Source organism: Streptomyces sp. NPDC044571 (assembly GCF_040647115.1).
Lineage (GTDB): Bacteria > Actinomycetota > Actinomycetes > Streptomycetales > Streptomycetaceae > Streptomyces.
In genome coordinates this window covers 35,252-51,470 of sequence record NZ_JBEZBN010000026.1, presented here as the reverse complement: position 1 = coordinate 51,470, position 16,219 = coordinate 35,252, and the positions used below count along the sequence as shown (strand labels likewise).

The following is a 16,219-nucleotide window of genomic DNA, read 5'->3' as shown; positions in this document are numbered from 1 at the left end:
CGTGCCCCCGTAAAAGCCGGACGCCGGCGCCCTGCACGGCGGGGTTCGGGGGGCCGGGCAGGGCGGGGCGGGGTTTCGGGGGCCGGCGGGTGGGTCAGACGTCCGTGATGCGCAGGCCCGAGTGGGCCTTGTAGCGGCGGTTGGTGGAGATCAGGTTGGCCACCAGGGCCTCCACCTGGTGTGCGTTGCGGAGGCGGCCCGCGAAGACGCCGCGCATGCCCGGGATACGGGCCGCCAGGGCCTGGACGATGTCCGTGTCGGCCCGGGATTCGCCGAGGACCATCACGTCGGTGTCGATCTCCTCCACCGACTCGTCCTGGAGGAGGACCGCCGAGAGGTGGTGGAAGGCCGCCGTCACCCGGGAGTCCGGGAGCAGAGCCGCGGCCTGCTGGGCGGCGCTGCCCTCCTCGACCTGGAGGGCGTACGCACCCTGCTTGTCGAAGCCGAGCGGGTTGACGCAGTCCACCACGAGCTTGCCCGCGAGGTCCTCCCGGAGGGCTTCGAGGGTCTTGGCGTGGCCCTCCCACGGCACCGCGATGATCACGATGTCGCTGCGCCGCGCGCACTCGGCGTTGTCCGAGCCCTCCACGCCGAGGCCCAGTTCGTCGGCGGCGGTGCGGGCGCGCTCGGCGGCGCGGGAGCCGATGATCACCTTCTGGCCGGCCCGGGCGAGCCGGTAGGCGAGGCCCCGTCCCTGGTCACCGGTGCCGCCGAGGACGCCGACGACGAGCCCGGAGACGTCCGGCAGGTCCCACGGGTCCTTGGCGGCGGGCTTCTGAGTGCTGTCTGTGGAGGTCATGGGGGCGAGGGTAATGCCGGGAACGCCGCGACCGGGACGCCGCGAGTCGAACAGTCGAAGAGGACGGAACCGCTCCTGTATGTCCGTTGCCTGGTGCAGGATGCCGGTATGGATGCCGTCAGGGTCGCGCTGCTGCGCGAGGTGCTCGCCGGTACGCAGTGGCCGGGAGCGGCGCGGCGGTTCGCCGGGGCGCTGCGGAGCTCCGTCGTACCGGCCGGCGGGAAGCTGCTGCTGGTGGGGACCGAGCAGTACGAGCCCTGGCACTTGGCGGCGCACCTGGTGGACGAGGCCGCCTGGTGCGGGCTGCCGGAGCTGGCGCCCACGCTCGTACGCCATCACGTGCGGCCCGGGGAGCCGCCGCACCTCTCGGTGGGGCTGAGCCGGCTGGCGGCGGCCCGGCGCGGGCACACGCTGCTGGTGGTGGCTCCGGAGCAGCCGGGGGCCGGGCTGCTGGAGCGGGTGCACGACGCCCGCCGCGCCGGGGCGACCGTACTGTCCCTGGACGGCGGTGATCCGGATCTGGCCGCGCTGGCGCACGAGGGTCTGTCGGTGCCGGCCGGCGTCGCGGAGCTGGACCTGGACACGGTGCAGCACCTGGTCAGCGCGGCGGCCGGGGAGAACAGCCTGCCGGTGCAGCGGGGGCCGCGGAAGCTGCGGGACCGGCTGGCGCGGCTGGCCGACCAGCTGACCGCCCCGCCGCCCAACCGCTGGTGACCGGCGGCTCCCCTCCGCCCACCAGGGCTACGGCGCCTACCAGGGCTACGGCTACGGGGCGCTCGTGCCCTCGTCCTCCTCGCGGGACGCGTCGTTCCACTTGGGGTCGTTCTGCCATTCGAGGTTGCGCTCCTGCGCGGTCTCCATGGCGTGGGCGGCCTCCGCGGGCGTGGAGTACGGGCCGAAACGGTCCTTCGCCGGGCACTCGGGGCCTTCTTCGACCTTCTGGTGCACCAGGCAGTAGTACCACTCGCCCGGTTTGCCGGTCTGACGCTTCTTGAACAGGGCCATCGCCGTCAGGCTCCTCTCAGTGCCGCTCGCTGCGCTCTCTGCCGCCAGCCTGCCCCATCGCCGCTGGATACACTCGCTTGCATGTCTGGCCAGTCGCTGCTCGTACCAGGCGAGCTCTCTCCCGCCCGTTCCGTCCCCGGAAACATCCGTCGGCCCGAGTACGTGGGCAAGCCCGCGCCCACTCCGTACACCGGACCGGAGGTGCAGTCGGCCGAGACGATCGAGGCCATGCGCATCGCCGGCCGCATCGCCGCCCAGGCGATGGAGGAGGCCGCCAAGCTGATCGCCCCCGGGGTGACCACCGACGAGCTGGACCGGGTCGCGCACGAGTACATGTGCGACCACGGCGCCTACCCGTCGACGCTGGGCTACCGGGGCTTCCCGAAGTCGCTGTGCTCCTCGGTGAACGAGGTCATCTGCCACGGCATCCCCGACTCCACCGTCCTGCGCGACGGTGACATCGTGAACCTCGACGTCACCGCGTACATCGGCGGCGTGCACGGCGACAACAACGCCACCTACCTGTGCGGGGACGTGGACGAGGAGTCGCGCCTGCTGGTGGAGCGCACCCGCGAGGCCCTGAACCGGGCCGTCAAGGCCGTCAAGCCGGGCCGCCAGATCAACGTCATCGGCCGGGTCATCGAGTCGTACGCCAAGCGCTTCGGCTACGGGGTGGTCCGGGACTTCACCGGGCACGGGATCAACTCGTCCTTCCACTCCGGCCTGATCATCCCGCACTACGACAGCCCGCACGCCACCACGGTGATCGAGCCGGGGATGACCTTCACGATCGAGCCGATGCTGACGCTGGGCACGCACGAGTACGACATGTGGGCGGACGGCTGGACGGTCGTCACGAAGGACCGCAAGCGCACCGCGCAGTTCGAGCACACCCTGGTGGTCACGGACACGGGCGCCGAGATCCTCACCCTGCCGTAGCGCCGCCCGGCGACGAGAAGTCACCCCGCACGCGTTTTGCCGACAGCCTGTCGGGAACACATGGGCTGAGGGCCCAAGCCCATGTGCTCCCGGAGGTTCTCCTTGGACGCCTTTTCCACGGCCATCCGTGTCGCCTCGCACGAGCAGCACACCGAGGCCGAGGCCTCGACGTTCATGAGCGACCTGCTCGGCGGCCGGCTCGGGGTGGCTGCGTACGCGCGCTACACCGAGCAGCTCTGGTTCGTGTACCGGGCCCTGGAGGACGGGGCCGACTCCCTGCGCGACGACCCGGTGGCGGGCCCCTTCATACGGCCCGAGCTGATGCGCCTCGCCGAGATCGAGCGCGATCTCGCGCACCTGCGCGGGCCGGGCTGGCGCCAGGGCCTGACGGCGCTGCCCGCGACCGGGGCGTACGCGGCCCGGGTCGCGCACTGCGCGGCCACCTGGCCGGGCGGGTACGTGGCGCACCACTACACCCGCTACCTGGGCGACCTCTCCGGCGGCCAGATCATCCGGGACAAGGCGGAGCGGACCTGGGGCTTCGCGCGCAAGGGCGACGGCGTCCGGTTCTACGTCTTCGCGGACATCGCGAACCCGGCGGCCTTCAAGCGGTCCTACCGGGAGCTGCTGGACGCCATCGCCGCCGACGACCTGGAGAAGCAGCGCATCATCGAGGAGTGCAAGCGCGCCTTCGAGTACAACGGCGCCGTCTTCCGCGAGCTGGGCCGGGAGTTCCCGCTCAGCGCCTGAGCAGCCCCGGCCGGCCCGCGGGGGCCGCGCCCGGCGCGTCCCCGGTCAACCGCGTATCCGTGTGAACGGTCTACCGCGCCCGTGCGTACACGGTCACCCGCGTACGCCGTCAGCTCCGGGCGGAGCCGTCCCCGGTCCCCGCCCCGACGTCCGTCCGGGCCTGCGGCAGGGAGGCGAACCGCACTCGCCCGCCGATCTCGACCGTGCCGTCCGGGCCGGGGGCGGTGAGGATCTGGGAGCCCGCGCCCTGGGTGATGTTCAGGGCGCGGTTCAGCTGGGCCGTCAGCAGGATGGCCGCCGAGCCGGTGGCCTCGTCCTCCGCGACGATCCCGTCCGCGCGGCGCGGGAAGCCGCGGGCGCGGATCCGGCCCGCCGCCTCGTCCTCCCAGGCCCAGGCGTACAGCCAGCCCTCGCCGGGCGGCGGCGCCGGCAGCGCGTCGACCTCGGCGGGGCTCGCGTACTGCTCGGTGCGCTTGCCCTCGACCCATTCGGCGCGGGCGGTGATCCAGGTGAACTCCCCGTCGTCGCGCGCCCATACGGAGCCGGCGGGCGGCTGGAGCTCCTCGATGTCCAGCAGCCAGGCGAGCCCGACCAGGGGGTGGCCCGCGAAGGACATGCGCGTACCGGGAGTGCGGATGTCCACGATCCCGCGCTCGGGATCGTCGACGAACACCGTCTCGCTGTAGCCGAGCTCCGCGGCGAGGGCCTGGCGGGCCTCGTCGCCGGGGCAGGTCCGGCCGTCGCGCACGACGCCGAGCAGGTTGCCGTGGCTGCCGTCACCCGCGCAGAAGACCTTGAGCACATCGAGATCGTTCACCCGGGCATTCAAGCACGGCTGCCGAACTTGACCAGTGCTTTACCTTCCCATGGGGTGGACCTGGAGGGGCCGTGACGGGCCCGTGTCCGCGGGTCGTAGGTGTGTGCTGAATCACTGGACGCGCGGGCATGGGTCAGGTAAGCCTCGGTTAAGTTAGGTCCGCCTCACCGGCCGCCCCTCCTGATCGGGGCGGTCGTCTGTCGAACGCCAGACCCGCCAGGAGCCCACATGCGCCCCGCCCGCCTCACCGTCCTCACCGCGGCCGCCGCGGTGGCCGCGCTCACCGCCGTCACCGGATGCGCCGAGAAGAGCGGTGCGGGCAGCGAAGCCGTCAAGGTCGCCGCCTCGGACAGCGCGTGCGAGGTCTCCAAGACGGAATTCCCCGCGGGCAAGGTCACCATCGACGTCGAGAACAAGGGCGCGAAGGTCACCGAGGTCTACGTCCTCTTCCCGGACGACCGGATCGTCGCCGAGCGCGAGAACATCGGCCCCGGCACCAAGGCCTCCATCACCGCCGAGATCAAGGCGGGCGAGTACGAGATCGCCTGCAAGCCCGGCATGAAGGGCGACGGCATCCGCCAGAAGGTCAAGGCGACCGGCAGCGGCGGCACCGAGAAGCGCAGCCCCGAACTGGACGCGGCCGTCGCCGAGTACCGCAAGTACGTGCAGGCACAGGCCGACGAGTCGCTGCCCGTGACCAAGGCGTTCGTCGACGCGGTCAAGGCCGGTGACGTCGAGGCCGCGAAGAAGGCCTACGCCCCCTCCCGCATCGGCTGGGAGCGCACCGAGCCGGTCGCCGAGTCCTTCGGCGACATCGACCCGAAGATCGACGTCCGCGAGGACGGCCTGGAGGCCGGCCAGGACCCGGCGAAGGACTGGACCGGCTGGCACCGCCTGGAGAAGGCGCTGTGGGCCGAGAACAAGATCGGCGACGAGGAGAAGAAGCTCGCCGACCAGCTGATGACCGACGTCACCGAGTGGCAGAAGAAGATCGGTACGGCGGAGATCACCCCGACCTCCATGGCGAACGGCGCCAAGGAGCTCCTGGACGAGGTCGCCAGCGGCAAGGTGACCGGCGAGGAAGAGCGCTACAGCCACACCGACCTCGTCGACTTCAAGGCCAACGTCGAGGGCGCGCAGAAGGCGTACGAGCTGCTGAAGCCCGTCACCGCCAAGAACGACCCGGCGCTGGCCACCGAGCTCGACAAGCAGTTCGCCGCGATGAACACGCTGCTCGACAAGTACCGCGCCGACAAGAACACCTACGAGTTCGCCTCGTACGAGACCGTCGGCCAGGACCAGCGCAAGGAGCTGTCCGACGCCGTCAGCGCCCTCGGTGAGCCGCTGTCCAAGCTCGCCGCCGCCGTCGCCAAGTAACGCATCGCGTAGCAGGGGTACCCGCCATGTCCGAAGACACCAGCACGACCACCGAGGCCGCGTCCGCGCCCGCGCACGCGTCCGCGCACGCCGCCGAGGCGGGAGCCGCCGCCGGGCCCTCCCGCCGGTCCCTGCTCGGCTGGGGCGGCGCCGGGCTCGCCCTCGGCGCCGCCGCGGCGGGCGGCACGGTCGCCGCGCTCACCTCCGCCACCGACCCGGTGCCGGCCGCGCTCAGCGGCGCCGCGGTGCCCTTCCACGGCGTCCACCAGGCCGGCATCGCCTCGGCCGTCCAGGACCGGCTGCACTTCGCCGCGTTCGACGTGAAGACCAAGGACCGGGCCGAGCTCGTCCAGCTCCTCAAGGACTGGACCCGGGCCGCCGAGCGGATGACCGCGGGCCTGCCCGTCGGGGAGGGCGCCGTCGGCGGCCTCCCCGAGGCGCCGCCGGACGACACCGGTGAGGCGCTCGGCCTCAAGGCCTCCCGGCTGACCCTGACGATCGGCTTCGGCCCCTCGCTCTTCGCCAAGGACCGCTTCGGCCTGGAGGACCGGCGCCCGGAGGCCCTGGTCGACCTGGAGCTGTTCCCCGGCGACAACCTGGACCCGGCGCGCAGCGGCGGCGACCTCTGCGTGCAGGCCTGCGCGGACGACCCGCAGGTCGCGGTGCACGCGATCCGCCAGCTCGCCCGCATCGGCTTCGGCAAGACGGCGGTGCGCTGGTCGCAGCTCGGCTTCGGCAAGACCTCCTCGACCACCCCGGACGAGCAGACCCCGCGCAACATGATGGGGTTCAAGGACGGCACCCGGAACATCTCCGGCACCGACAGCGCCGCCCTCGACAAGCACGTGTGGGTGTCCGACGAGGCCAAGGGCGGCTCGGCCTGGATGGCCGGCGGCTCCTACCTGGTCGCCCGCCGGATCCGGATGCACATCGAGACCTGGGACCGCACTCCGCTCCAGGAGCAGGAGGACATCTTCGGCCGGGACAAGGCCGAGGGCGCGCCGGTCGGCAAGTCCAAGGAGCGCGACGAGCCGTTCCTGAAGGCGATGAAGCCGGAGGCGCACGTCCGCCTCGCGCACCCGGACACCAACAACGGTGCGACGATCCTGCGCCGCGGCTACTCCTTCACCGACGGCACGGACGGACTGGGCCGGCTCGACGCGGGCCTGTTCTTCCTGGCCTACCAGCGGGACGTCCGCAAGGGCTTCATCCCGATCCAGCGCAACCTGGCCAAGAACGACGGCCTCAACGAGTACATCCAGCATGTGGGTTCCGCCGTCTTCGCCGTCCCGCCGGGCGTCCGCGACAAGGACGACTGGTGGGGCCGGGCGCTGTTCGCGTAGTTCCGCAGGACGAAGGAAGGAACCGACGTGTTCAGCAACTATCTGATCGGCCTGCGCGAGGGGCTGGAGGCCAGTCTGGTCGTCTGCATCCTCATCGCGTACCTGGTGAAGACCGGCAACAAGGACAAGCTGGCGCCGCTGTGGCTCGGCGTGGGCCTCGCGGCCGCGCTCAGCCTCGCCTTCGGCGCGGCGCTCGAATTCGGCACCTCCGAGCTGACGTTCCAGGCGCAGGAGGCGATCGGCGGCAGCCTGTCGATCGTGTCGGTCGGCCTGGTGACGTGGATGGTCTTCTGGATGAAGCGCACCGCGCGGCATCTGAAGAGCGAGCTGCACGGCAAGCTCGACGCGGCGCTCGCCATGGGCACGGGCGCCCTGGTGACCACGGCGTTCCTCGCCGTCGGCCGGGAGGGCCTGGAGACCTCGCTGTTCGTATGGCGGTCGGTGCACGCCGCCGGGAACGGCGCGGGGCCGCTCGTGGGCGTGCTGCTGGGCATCGGGTCGTCGATCCTGCTGGGCTGGCTGTTCTACCGCGGCGCGCTGAAGATCAACCTGTCGAAGTTCTTCACGTGGACCGGCGGGATGCTGGTCGTGGTGGCCGCGGGCGTGCTCGCGTACGGGGTCCACGACCTCCAGGAGGCCGAGTTCCTGCCCGGCCTCATGAACAAGGCCTTCGACGTCAGCGCGGCGATCCCGCCGGACAGCTGGTACGGGACCCTGCTGAAGGGCACGTTCAACTTCCAGCCGGATCCGACCTGGCTCCAGGTCGGGGTGTGGGCGCTCTACCTCGTGCCGACCCTGCTGCTCTTCCTCGGCGTGCAGCGGTTCGTCGGCAGGGCCCCCGCGCCGGCCGTGGCAGCGGGCGCACCGGCGGACTCCCCGCACAAGGCCTGAGCACCGTCCGCCACGCTCCTCGCCACGGGGCCCGGACCGATCACCTCGGTCCGGGCCCCGTCGGCGTTCCGGGCCGTCACCACAGGCGGTCGACCGGGCCCGGATACAGCGCGATCCGTGTCCCCGCGAAGGCGGACACCTCGCCGCCCCGGACGTCAGCCATGACCTGCTTGTCGAAGCCGGGGGCGTCGGTGGCCAGCGGCTCCCCGGGCGTCCCGCCCACCAGCACGGCCCCTGGCAGCGGGACGAACCCGGCCGCCTCGTAGAAGGGGACCAGCGGCCGGTCGCAGCTGAACAGCACCAGGTCGACGGCCGGATCGGCGGCCAGCACCGTCCGCGCGGCAGCCACCAGGGCGCCCCCGTACCCCCGGCCGCGCGCGCACTCCCGGGTCACCACCGCGCTGAGCCCGGCCGCCCGGTAGGTCCGCCCCGCGTGCCGGATCTCCTTGAACAGCAGCGCCAGCGAGGCCGCCACCGCCCCGGCCCCGTCCAGCAGCACCATGGCCCGCGGGGCGAGCGCAGGATCGTGGCCCGGGGTGGCGCCGGGCCAGGCCTGTGCCTCCAGGGCGGCGATCTGCGCGGCCAGCGGCGGCGGCAGCGCGGCCTCCTCGTAGGCGAGCACCGCGGTCCCCGGCGGCGGCCCGCCGCGGCTCATCCGATGCGGACGGCCCGGCCGCCCACGCGCACCCGCGGGTCACCGGCCCGCAGTTCCACCGTGAGCACCCCGGGCCGGCCCATGTCCTCGCCCTGGTGCAGGGTGAGCACCGCTTCCTCGGGCACCAGGCCCAGCTCCCGGGCGTACGCCCCGAACGCGGCGGCGGCCGCCCCCGTGGCGGGGTCCTCGACGACCCCGCCGACCGGGAAGGGGTCGCGTACGTCGAACAGGGCCGGGCCCGCCCGGTGCACGAGCTGGACCGTGGTCAGGTCCAGGCTCCGCATCAGCGCCTCCAGCCGGGCGAAGTCGTACGCGAGGTCGGCGAGCCGGGCCCGGCTGCCGGCGCCGAGCACCAGGTGGCGGGCCCCGGCGTAGGCGATCCGGGGCGGGAACCGCGGGTCCAGGTCGGCCGCCGGCCAGTCGAGGGCGGCCAGCGCCTCGGCCAGGTCCGCCGGGTCGATGTCCTCGGTGTGCGGCTCGACGCTGGTCAGCACGGCTCGCAGGCCCTCCTCGGAGGCGGTCACCGAGACGGGAACCGTGCCCACGGGGGTCGCGAAGACGAACTCCCCGGGGCCGAGCCGCTCCGCCAGCGCGACGGAGGTGGCCACGGTGGCGTGCCCGCAGAAGGACACCTCGGCCTTGGGGCTGAAGAAGCGCAGCGTGAAGGCCCGGCCAGGGGCCCCGCCGAGGCTCCCGGTCGCGGGCGGGGCGGTCAGGAACGCCGTCTCGCTGTAGCCGAGCTCCGCGGCGATCTCCAGCATCCGGGTGTCGTCCAGCCCGCTCGCATCGAGCACGACGCCGGCGGGGTTGCCGCCCGAGGGGTCGCCGGAGAACGCGGTGTAGCGCAGTACCTCTGCCGTCAGAGCGGCCGTCGTCTCAGTCTTCATGATCGGCTCAACTGCGCCCTGCCCAGCGCCATTCCCTCAGCCGCGTCCGATGTACGGCATGGCCGTGGCCATCACGGTGGCGAACTGCACGTTCGCCTCCAGCGGCAGCTCCGCCATGTGCAGCACCGTCCGCGCCACGTCGGCCGCGTCCATCACCGGTTCCACCGCGAGCTGCCCGTTGGCCTGGAGGATCCCGGTCTGCATCCGCTCGGTCATCTCGGTGGCCGCGTTGCCGACGTCGATCTGGCCGCACGCGATCCGGTACGGCCGCCCGTCCAGCGACAGGGACTTCGTCAGGCCCGTCACGGCGTGCTTGGTGGCCGTGTAGGCGATCGAGTTCGGCCGCGGCACGTGCGCGGAGATCGAGCCGTTGTTGATGATGCGGCCGCCCTGCGGGTCCTGCTCCTTCATCTGCCGGAAGGCCGCCTGCGCGCACAGGAACGCCCCGGTCAGGTTGACATCGACCACCGAGCGCCATGCCTCGTAGCCGAGGTCCTCCAGCGGGACGCCGGCCGGGCCGAAGGTGCCGGCGTTGTTGAAGAGGAGGTCGAGACGGCCGTGGCGCTCGCGGACCGCGGCGAAGAGGGCGTCCACGTCGTCCGGATCGCTCACGTCCGCCCGTACGCAGAGGACGTCCGCGTCGGGCCCGGCCGCCCGGGCCGTCTCCTCCAGCGGTTCGATGCGGCGGCCGGCCACGGCCACCGACCAGCCGGCCCCCGCGAGGGTGAGGGCCACGGAGCGGCCGATGCCCGATCCGGCCCCGGTCACGACGGCGGTCTTCTTCCCAGGTGCGTTCATGGGGCCGCAGAGTACGTCACATACGCCATTCGCCCACGGACGTTCCGATAGCTGAGAGCATGGGTCGGCCGGGGTACGAAAAGACGACGAAATGCCTGACGAACAGACAGGAGTCCCATGTCGGAGAGAGGCCCTTCGACGGCCCCCTCGCACGAGCCGTCCCCCGAGACACCCTCCGAGACATCCTCCACTCCGGACACCGCTTCCGCCTCCGCGACCACGGCGCGCCGCACGGGACTGCTCGTCACCTTCATACTGGGCGGGCTCAGCGCCCTGCCTCCCCTGTCGATGGACATGTACCTGCCGGCCCTGCCGCAGGTCACCAACGCGCTGCACAGCCCGGCCGCCACCATCCAGCTCACCCTCACCGCCTGCCTCGCCGGCATGGCGGTGGGCCAGCTCGTCATCGGCCCCATGAGCGACAAGTGGGGCCGGCGCAGGCCGCTGCTGACCGGCATGGCCGTCTACGTCCTCGCCACCGCCATCTGCGCCCTCGCGCCGACCGCCGAGCTGCTGATCGGCTTCCGGCTGCTCCAGGGCCTGGCCGGGTCGGCCGCGATCGTCATCGCCCGGGCCGTCGTCCGCGACCTGTACGACGGGGTCGAGATGGCCCGTTTCTTCTCCACCCTCATGCTGATCTCCGGCGCGGCCCCGATCATCGCCCCGCTCATCGGCGGCCAGGTCCTGCGGTTCGCCGACTGGCGCGGGGTGTTCGTCGTCCTCACCGCCGTCGGGCTCGTCCTGACCCTCGTGGTGTGGCGCAGCCTCGGCGAGACCCTGCCGCCCGGGCGCCGGCACACCGGAGGCGTGGGCTCCGCGTTGCGGACCATGCGGGGCCTGCTCGCCGACCGGGTCTTCGCCGGGTACACCCTGGCCGGCGGCTTCGCCTTCGCGGCGCTGTTCTCCTATATCTCCGCCTCGCCGTTCGTGGTGCAGGAGATCTACGGGGCCTCGCCGCAGGCCTTCAGCCTGCTGTTCGGCCTGAACTCGGTCGGCTTGATCGCCGCCGGGCAGGTCAACGGCAAGCTGCTGGTCGGCCGGGTCAGCCTCGACAAGGTGCTGGCCGGCGGACTCGCGGTGATCACGGCCGCCTCGGTGGGCCTGCTGCTGATGGCGTCCGGGATGTTCGGGAAGGTCGGGCTGGTCCCGATCGCGGCCGGGCTCTTCGTGCTGATGTCGGCGATGGGCGTGGTCCTGCCGAACACCAACGCGCTGGCCCTGATGCGCACCCCGCACGCGGCGGGCTCGGCCTCGGCCCTGCTCGGCACCTCCTCCTTCCTGATCGGGGCCGTGGCCTCGCCGCTGGTCGGCATCGCGGGCGAGGGGACGGCCGTGCCGATGGCGGTGGTGCAGCTGGTGTGCTCGCTGCTGGCGGCGGGCTGCTTCGCGGGGATGTGCCGCCCCTGGCGGCACCGCGGGTCCGCGGCCACGGCGGCCGGCCCGGCGCAGGCGTGAACCGGGCGTCCCCCGCGCCGTAAACTTCGGTGGTGAACGCCTCCGCCTCGGCCTCTGCCCCCACCACCGCCGACACCCTCCGCTCCGCGCTGGGCGGACTGCTCGACGGGCTCCCGCCGAAGCAGGCCGCGGCCGCCGTCGAGCGGCTGATCGCCAACTACCGCGGCCGGACCCCCACCGACGCCCCCGTCCTGCGGGACCGCTCGGACGTGGCGGCGTACGCGGCGTACCGGATGCCCGCCACCTTCGAGGCGGTACGGGCCGCCCTGGACGGGCTCGCCGAGGCCGCTCCGGACTGGGTGCCGGGCTCCCACGTCGACGTGGGCGGCGGAACCGGCGCGGCGACCTGGGCGGTGGACACCACCTGGGACGGCCCGCGGACCACCACGGTGCTGGACTGGGCCGAACCCGCGCTCGCGCTCGGCCGGGAGCTGGCCGCCTCCTCTCCCTCGGCGGTGCTGCGCGGCGCCGAGTGGCGCCGGGCCGTCATCGGAGCCGGGTTGGCGCTTCCCGAGGCGGACCTCGTCACCGTCTCGTACGTGCTGGGCGAGCTGACCCCCGAGGCCCGCCGGGCGGTGGTCGCGGAGGCGGCCCGCGCCGGACAGGCGGTGGTCCTGATCGAGCCGGGCACGCCCGAGGGGTACCTGCGCATACGGGAGGCCCGGGAGCAGCTGATCGGGGCCGGGCTGCGGGTCGCGGCGCCCTGCCCGCACGACGGCACCTGCCCGATCGAGGTCGGGCGGGACTGGTGCCATTTCTCGGCGCGGGTGAGCCGGTCCTCGCTGCACCGCCAGGTCAAGGGCGGCTCCCTCCCGTACGAGGACGAGAAGTTCAGCTATGTGGCGGCGACCCGCTTCCCGGTGGAGCCGGCTCCCTTCCGGATCACGCGGAAGCCGCAGATCCGGAAGGGGCTCGTCCTGCTGGACCTGTGCGGTCCCTCGGAGGGTCCTTCGGCGGGGCTGACCCGGGCCACCGTGACCAAGCGCCACGGTGACCTCTACAAGGCGGCGCGGGACGCCGACTGGGGCCGGGAGTGGCCGCCGGGCAGCTGACCCGGCGCCCGCGTCACATCCGCAGCTCCTGGGTGCAGCACTTGACGCTGCCGCCGCCCTTGAGCAGCTCGCCCAGGTCCATCGGGACCGGCTCGAACCCGCGCTCGCGCAGCGGGGCGAACAGTCCCGTCGCCGCCTGCGGCAGCAGGACGTTCCTGCCGTCGCAGACGGCGTTCAGGCCGAGGGCCGCCGCGCTCTCCCCGTCCGCGATCAACGCGTCCGGGAACAGCCGCTTGAGCACGGCCCGGCTGCCGGGTGAGAAGGCCGGCGGGTAGTACATGACCTCGTCGCCGTCGAGGACGCACAGCGCCGTGTCCAGGTGGTAGTAGCGCGGGTCCACCAGGTCGAGGCCGATGACCGGACGGCCGAAGAACTCCTGGGCCTCGTCGTGCGAGAGCGGGCTGGAGCGGAAGCCGCGGCCGGCCAGGATGTAGGTCGCGGTGACGGCGAAGTCGCCCTCGCCCTCGTTGACATGGGACGGCTCGTGGACGTCCTGGAAGCCGTGGGACCGGAACCAGTCGAGGTGGATCTCCGCCTCGGCGGCGCGTTCCGGATAGGCGAACCGGGCACCGAGCACCCGGCCGTCCACGACGAGGGCGCCGTTCGCCGCGAAGACCATGTCGGGCAGTGCGGGATCCGGTACGAGCGTCTCGACGGTGTGGCCGAGGGCGCGGTAGCGGTCCCGGAGGTCCTCCCACTGGGCCTGTGCCAGAGCCAGGTCCACCGGTTTTGCGGGGTCCATCCACGGGTTGATGGAGTACGTGACCTTGAAGTGTGCGGGTGGGCACATCAGGTAGCGCCGGGGTGTGGCGTCTCTGCGCAAAGAAGGCTCCTCACGACTCACGGAGATGTGAAGAGAATCGTCTCTCCTCACCGGGAACCGCGCAGTGCACCGACGGGGTGGTTTACGGAAAGGACACCAAAGGACCGGCACGGTGCAGCAGGGCGTGCCCGCCGCGGGACCCCGCCCGCCGCAGGGCCCCGCCCGCCGCCGGACCCAGCCGCCACCGAAGGACCCCGGACGGCACGGCCCCCGGTGCGCTCCGCCGGAGGGACCGGGACCGGCCTGAGACGAGACGTCTCGATTGGTATGTTGGCCGCCATGAGCAGCCGGCCCCCCGCCCCGAAGACCCCCGACGCGAGCCGCCGCAGCGACCGCTCCCGGCGGGCCATCCTCGATGCCGCCCTCGCCCTGGTCGCAGAGGTCGGCTACAACAGGCTCACCATCGAGGCCATCGCCGCCCGCGCGGGCGTCGGCAAGCAGACGATCTACCGGTGGTGGCCCTCGAAGGCCGCGGTGCTGCTGGACGCCTCCCTGGCGCTCGCGGAGGACGCCGGGGCGGAGGGCGACTGGAGCGGCTTCCCGGACACGGGGGACCTCGCCGCCGACCTGAAGTACGTGCTGCGGGCCACGGTGGACCAGTTCAACGACGAGAAGTACGCGGCCCCCACGCGCGCCCTGACCGCGGCGGGGGCGACCGACCCGGAGCTGGCGGCCCGCTTCACCGAGCAGCTGCTGGAGCCGCAGCTCGCCCTGTACGAGGCCCGGTTGCGGGCGGCTCGGGACGCCGGGCAGCTGCGGGAGGACGCGGACCTGCGCCTCACCGTGGAGATGCTGGTCGGCCCGCTCACCTACCGCTGGCTGATGGGGACGGGCCCGCTGACGCACGCGTTCACGGACGCGCTGGTGGACCGGGTGCTGGACGGCGTCCGGGGCTGACGGCGCGACAGCAAGCGTGGCGAAGGTCACCGGCGGGCGGACGGCCGGCCGGCGGCCGGGAACAAGTGGCGGAATTTTAGGGGTTTGTGGGCGCTTTCCCGCCACCGGACCGATTCATTCCGGCCGCGGTCCGGGCGCCTTCACCCCCTGCGCCCCGCCCCCGGTCGGGCAGTGCGGTCACACGGGCCGCCGGATGGTGGGACCATGGGACGGTCTGCCAGGGCAACCGTGAGGTGAGGGGATAGATGGGGTCCGAGTCCGGCCGCGTCAAACGCGGCGAGCAGAGCAGGATTTCCCAGTGGCTGCGCCGCCGCCAGAAGCCCGTCCCCGAGGATCCCGGCCGCGCACGCGAGGCCCTTCTGCTGTCCGTCGCCGCGGCGGGCCTGCCGCTCGCCCCTGCCGCCCACCCGGCCGGATACCGGTGTTCGTGCGACCGGATCGGCTGTCCCACCCCCGCGCGGCACCCGCTCTCCTTCGCCTGGCAGACGCAGTCGACCACCGACCGGACGCAGATCGAACGCTGGGCGCGCAATCAGCCGCAGGCCAATTTCGTCACCGCGACGGGCATGGTCCACGACGTGCTGGACGTCCCCCTGGAGGCCGGCGCCGTGGCCCTCGCCCGGCTGCTGGAGGCCGGCGTGGAGCTCGGGCCGGTCGCGGAGTCGGGCGGCACCGGAGACCAGGCCCGGATGCTCTTCTTCACGGCCACCCGCGGCACCCCCGAGGACGAGGACGAGTGGTGGCCCTGCGAGCTGGACTGCCACCCCGAGACGATGGACGAGCACCCGGGCCTGCGCTGGCACTGCCGGGGCAGCTACGTGCTGGTGCCGCCGGCCGCGCTGCCCGGTGACCTGGCCGTCACCTGGATCCGGGGCATGGAGCACCCGCTCCCCGACCCGCTCACGCTGCTCGAAACCCTGACGGACGCCTGCGCGGCGTACGCGGGCGCGGCGGACCAGACCCCGGCCACGGTGGCCTGGCCCCTCGGCCGCTGACCCCGGGCTCCCGCCCGCCGGGCGGCGGCCGCGCGGGCCCGGGCCACCCGCCCCCGCCGGGCGGGCGCCGGCCGCCCCTCAGTGGATCTGGCTGACCACCACGTCCAGGGACCAGGCCTTGGCCGGCTTCGCGGGGGCCTCGGCCTCGACCACGTAGCCGAGGTCCCGAAGCGCCGTGGCCAGCTCCGCCGGGGAGTCCGGCGCCGCGCCCGCCACCAGCAGGTCCCGGACCAGCCGGCCCTTGGTGGCCTTGTTGAAGTGGCTCACCACGGAGCGCTTCTCCACCCCGTCCACCATCTGCGCGTGCAGCACCCGTACCGTCGCCGTGCGCCCCGCGACCTCGCCCTTCGGCTTCCAGGCAGCGGCGTACGCGGCGGACCGCAGGTCCAGCACCAGCCCCTGCCCCGCCGCCTCCGGGAGCACCTCGGCCATGGGCCCGCGCCAGTACGCGCCGAGCGCCCCCAGCCCGGGCAGTTTCACGCCCATCGAGCAGCGGTAGGACGGGATCCGGTCGGAGATCCGCACCGCGCCCCACAGACCGGAGAAGACCAGCAACGACCGCTCCGCCCGTGCCCGCGCCTCGGCCGGGAGCTCCGCCAGGCCCAGCGCGTCGTACAGCACGCCGGTGTAGACCTCCCCCGCCGGCCGGGCCGGCGCCGACAGATCGGAAGAGCGTCGGGGAGGGAAAGAGTGTTTAAAGTGCGGGGTAGATCTCGGGGGTCGCCGTATCATAAAA

At 73.0% G+C, this 16,219-nt stretch carries 17 protein-coding genes and 1 pseudogene (1 of these 18 only partly in view); 10 read left to right on the top strand and 8 right to left on the bottom strand.

Features of this window, described 5'->3' with window-relative positions:
* Positions 1 to 94: 94 nt before the first annotated feature.
* The gene (gene npdG, locus AB0B01_RS16320) at positions 95 to 799 is read right to left on the bottom strand and encodes an NADPH-dependent F420 reductase (protein WP_361718550.1); all 705 of its coding nucleotides are present in this window, start codon (positions 797 to 799) and stop codon (positions 95 to 97) included.
* A gap of 108 nt (positions 800 to 907) precedes the next feature.
* On the opposite strand from npdG, the gene AB0B01_RS16315 reads away from it, so the two are divergent.
* Positions 908 to 1,513 carry a hypothetical protein gene (locus AB0B01_RS16315; RefSeq protein ID WP_361718547.1) on the top strand — a complete coding sequence of 202 codons (606 nt, stop codon included), beginning with the start codon at positions 908 to 910 and terminating at the stop codon, positions 1,511 to 1,513.
* A 51-nt stretch (positions 1,514 to 1,564) separates the two neighbouring features.
* Here the strand turns inward: AB0B01_RS16315 and AB0B01_RS16310 are convergent, their stop codons facing one another.
* Complete coding sequence (locus AB0B01_RS16310; protein ID WP_361718544.1) at positions 1,565 to 1,804, bottom strand: hypothetical protein; 240 nt, start codon at positions 1,802 to 1,804, stop codon at positions 1,565 to 1,567.
* Positions 1,805 to 1,885: 81 nt separating this feature from the next.
* Between AB0B01_RS16310 and map the strand changes: the two genes are divergently transcribed.
* Both map and AB0B01_RS16300 read left to right on the top strand, forming a co-directional pair.
* The gene (gene map / locus AB0B01_RS16305) at positions 1,886 to 2,743 is read left to right on the top strand and encodes a type I methionyl aminopeptidase (protein WP_356850195.1); all 858 of its coding nucleotides are present in this window, start codon (positions 1,886 to 1,888) and stop codon (positions 2,741 to 2,743) included.
* A gap of 102 nt (positions 2,744 to 2,845) precedes the next feature.
* Entirely contained in the window at positions 2,846 to 3,493 is a 648-nt protein-coding gene (locus tag AB0B01_RS16300; protein ID WP_361718541.1) for a biliverdin-producing heme oxygenase, read from the top strand.
* Between the two features lie 109 nt (positions 3,494 to 3,602).
* Here AB0B01_RS16300 and AB0B01_RS16295 read toward each other — a convergent pair whose 3' ends face one another.
* On the bottom strand, positions 3,603 to 4,310 hold the full coding sequence (locus AB0B01_RS16295) for a PhzF family phenazine biosynthesis protein (RefSeq protein ID WP_361718538.1): 708 nt from the start codon (positions 4,308 to 4,310) through the stop codon (positions 3,603 to 3,605).
* 228 nt (positions 4,311 to 4,538) lie between these two features.
* On the opposite strand from AB0B01_RS16295, the gene efeO reads away from it, so the two are divergent.
* The 3 genes from efeO to efeU are packed head-to-tail and all read left to right on the top strand — an operon-like array spanning position 4,539 to position 7,921.
* Positions 4,539 to 5,687: an iron uptake system protein EfeO gene (gene efeO / locus AB0B01_RS16290; protein WP_361718535.1), complete on the top strand. Its 1,149-nt coding sequence runs from the start codon at positions 4,539 to 4,541 to the stop codon at positions 5,685 to 5,687.
* Positions 5,688 to 5,713: 26 nt separating this feature from the next.
* Complete coding sequence (gene efeB, locus AB0B01_RS16285) at positions 5,714 to 7,030, top strand: iron uptake transporter deferrochelatase/peroxidase subunit (protein ID WP_361718532.1); 1,317 nt, start codon at positions 5,714 to 5,716, stop codon at positions 7,028 to 7,030.
* 27 nt (positions 7,031 to 7,057) lie between these two features.
* Positions 7,058 to 7,921, top strand: a complete 864-nt coding sequence (gene efeU, locus AB0B01_RS16280) for an iron uptake transporter permease EfeU (protein WP_361718529.1) — start codon at positions 7,058 to 7,060, stop codon at positions 7,919 to 7,921.
* A gap of 76 nt (positions 7,922 to 7,997) precedes the next feature.
* Here efeU and AB0B01_RS16275 read toward each other — a convergent pair whose 3' ends face one another.
* From AB0B01_RS16275 to AB0B01_RS16265, 3 genes are read right to left on the bottom strand one after another with little or no spacing between them, the layout of a single operon-like run.
* A complete protein-coding gene (locus AB0B01_RS16275; RefSeq protein WP_361718526.1) occupies positions 7,998 to 8,576 on the bottom strand; it encodes a GNAT family N-acetyltransferase in 579 nt (192 codons plus the stop codon).
* The gene (locus tag AB0B01_RS16270) at positions 8,573 to 9,463 is read right to left on the bottom strand and encodes a PhzF family phenazine biosynthesis isomerase (RefSeq protein WP_361718523.1); all 891 of its coding nucleotides are present in this window, start codon (positions 9,461 to 9,463) and stop codon (positions 8,573 to 8,575) included. Before AB0B01_RS16270 ends, AB0B01_RS16275 begins: the two co-directional genes overlap by 4 nt.
* 36 nt (positions 9,464 to 9,499) lie before the next feature.
* The gene (locus tag AB0B01_RS16265; protein WP_361718520.1) at positions 9,500 to 10,261 is read right to left on the bottom strand and encodes an SDR family oxidoreductase; all 762 of its coding nucleotides are present in this window, start codon (positions 10,259 to 10,261) and stop codon (positions 9,500 to 9,502) included.
* Between the two features lie 117 nt (positions 10,262 to 10,378).
* On the opposite strand from AB0B01_RS16265, the gene AB0B01_RS16260 reads away from it, so the two are divergent.
* Both AB0B01_RS16260 and AB0B01_RS16255 read left to right on the top strand, forming a co-directional pair.
* The gene (locus AB0B01_RS16260; protein ID WP_361718517.1) at positions 10,379 to 11,716 is read left to right on the top strand and encodes a multidrug effflux MFS transporter; all 1,338 of its coding nucleotides are present in this window, start codon (positions 10,379 to 10,381) and stop codon (positions 11,714 to 11,716) included.
* A gap of 32 nt (positions 11,717 to 11,748) precedes the next feature.
* Positions 11,749 to 12,768, top strand: coding sequence for a small ribosomal subunit Rsm22 family protein (locus AB0B01_RS16255; RefSeq protein WP_361718514.1), 1,020 nt, complete (start codon positions 11,749 to 11,751; stop codon positions 12,766 to 12,768).
* 13 nt (positions 12,769 to 12,781) lie between these two features.
* On the opposite strand, the gene ddaH is transcribed toward AB0B01_RS16255, so the two are convergent.
* Complete coding sequence (ddaH, locus tag AB0B01_RS16250) at positions 12,782 to 13,591, bottom strand: dimethylargininase (RefSeq protein ID WP_361718511.1); 810 nt, start codon at positions 13,589 to 13,591, stop codon at positions 12,782 to 12,784.
* 279 nt (positions 13,592 to 13,870) lie between these two features.
* On the opposite strand from ddaH, the gene AB0B01_RS16245 reads away from it, so the two are divergent.
* A complete protein-coding gene (locus AB0B01_RS16245; RefSeq protein ID WP_361718508.1) occupies positions 13,871 to 14,488 on the top strand; it encodes a TetR/AcrR family transcriptional regulator in 618 nt (205 codons plus the stop codon).
* Positions 14,489 to 14,733: 245 nt separating this feature from the next.
* On the top strand, positions 14,734 to 15,483 hold the full coding sequence (locus tag AB0B01_RS16240; RefSeq protein ID WP_361718505.1) for a bifunctional DNA primase/polymerase: 750 nt from the start codon (positions 14,734 to 14,736) through the stop codon (positions 15,481 to 15,483).
* Positions 15,484 to 15,561: 78 nt separating this feature from the next.
* Here the strand turns inward: AB0B01_RS16240 and yaaA are convergent.
* Positions 15,562 to 16,219, bottom strand: a pseudogene (gene yaaA, locus AB0B01_RS16235) (peroxide stress protein YaaA); it runs 240 nt beyond the window's last position.

What these genes read in the sequence shown, in the direction of transcription:
- npdG (WP_361718550.1), bottom strand. Translation starts at nt 799, where the DNA reads ATGACCTCCACAGACAGCACTCAGAAGCCCGCCGCCAAGGACCCGTGG.
- AB0B01_RS16315 (WP_361718547.1), top strand. Translation starts at nt 908, where the DNA reads ATGGATGCCGTCAGGGTCGCGCTGCTGCGCGAGGTGCTCGCCGGTACG.
- AB0B01_RS16310 (WP_361718544.1), bottom strand. Translation starts at nt 1,804, where the DNA reads ATGGCCCTGTTCAAGAAGCGTCAGACCGGCAAACCGGGCGAGTGGTAC.
- map (WP_356850195.1), top strand. Translation starts at nt 1,886, where the DNA reads ATGTCTGGCCAGTCGCTGCTCGTACCAGGCGAGCTCTCTCCCGCCCGT.
- efeO (WP_361718535.1), top strand. Translation starts at nt 4,539, where the DNA reads ATGCGCCCCGCCCGCCTCACCGTCCTCACCGCGGCCGCCGCGGTGGCC.
- efeB (WP_361718532.1), top strand. Translation starts at nt 5,714, where the DNA reads ATGTCCGAAGACACCAGCACGACCACCGAGGCCGCGTCCGCGCCCGCG.
- AB0B01_RS16275 (WP_361718526.1), bottom strand. Translation starts at nt 8,576, where the DNA reads ATGAGCCGCGGCGGGCCGCCGCCGGGGACCGCGGTGCTCGCCTACGAG.
- AB0B01_RS16270 (WP_361718523.1), bottom strand. Translation starts at nt 9,463, where the DNA reads ATGAAGACTGAGACGACGGCCGCTCTGACGGCAGAGGTACTGCGCTAC.
- AB0B01_RS16265 (WP_361718520.1), bottom strand. Translation starts at nt 10,261, where the DNA reads ATGAACGCACCTGGGAAGAAGACCGCCGTCGTGACCGGGGCCGGATCG.
- AB0B01_RS16260 (WP_361718517.1), top strand. Translation starts at nt 10,379, where the DNA reads ATGTCGGAGAGAGGCCCTTCGACGGCCCCCTCGCACGAGCCGTCCCCC.
- AB0B01_RS16245 (WP_361718508.1), top strand. Translation starts at nt 13,871, where the DNA reads ATGAGCAGCCGGCCCCCCGCCCCGAAGACCCCCGACGCGAGCCGCCGC.
- AB0B01_RS16240 (WP_361718505.1), top strand. Translation starts at nt 14,734, where the DNA reads ATGGGGTCCGAGTCCGGCCGCGTCAAACGCGGCGAGCAGAGCAGGATT.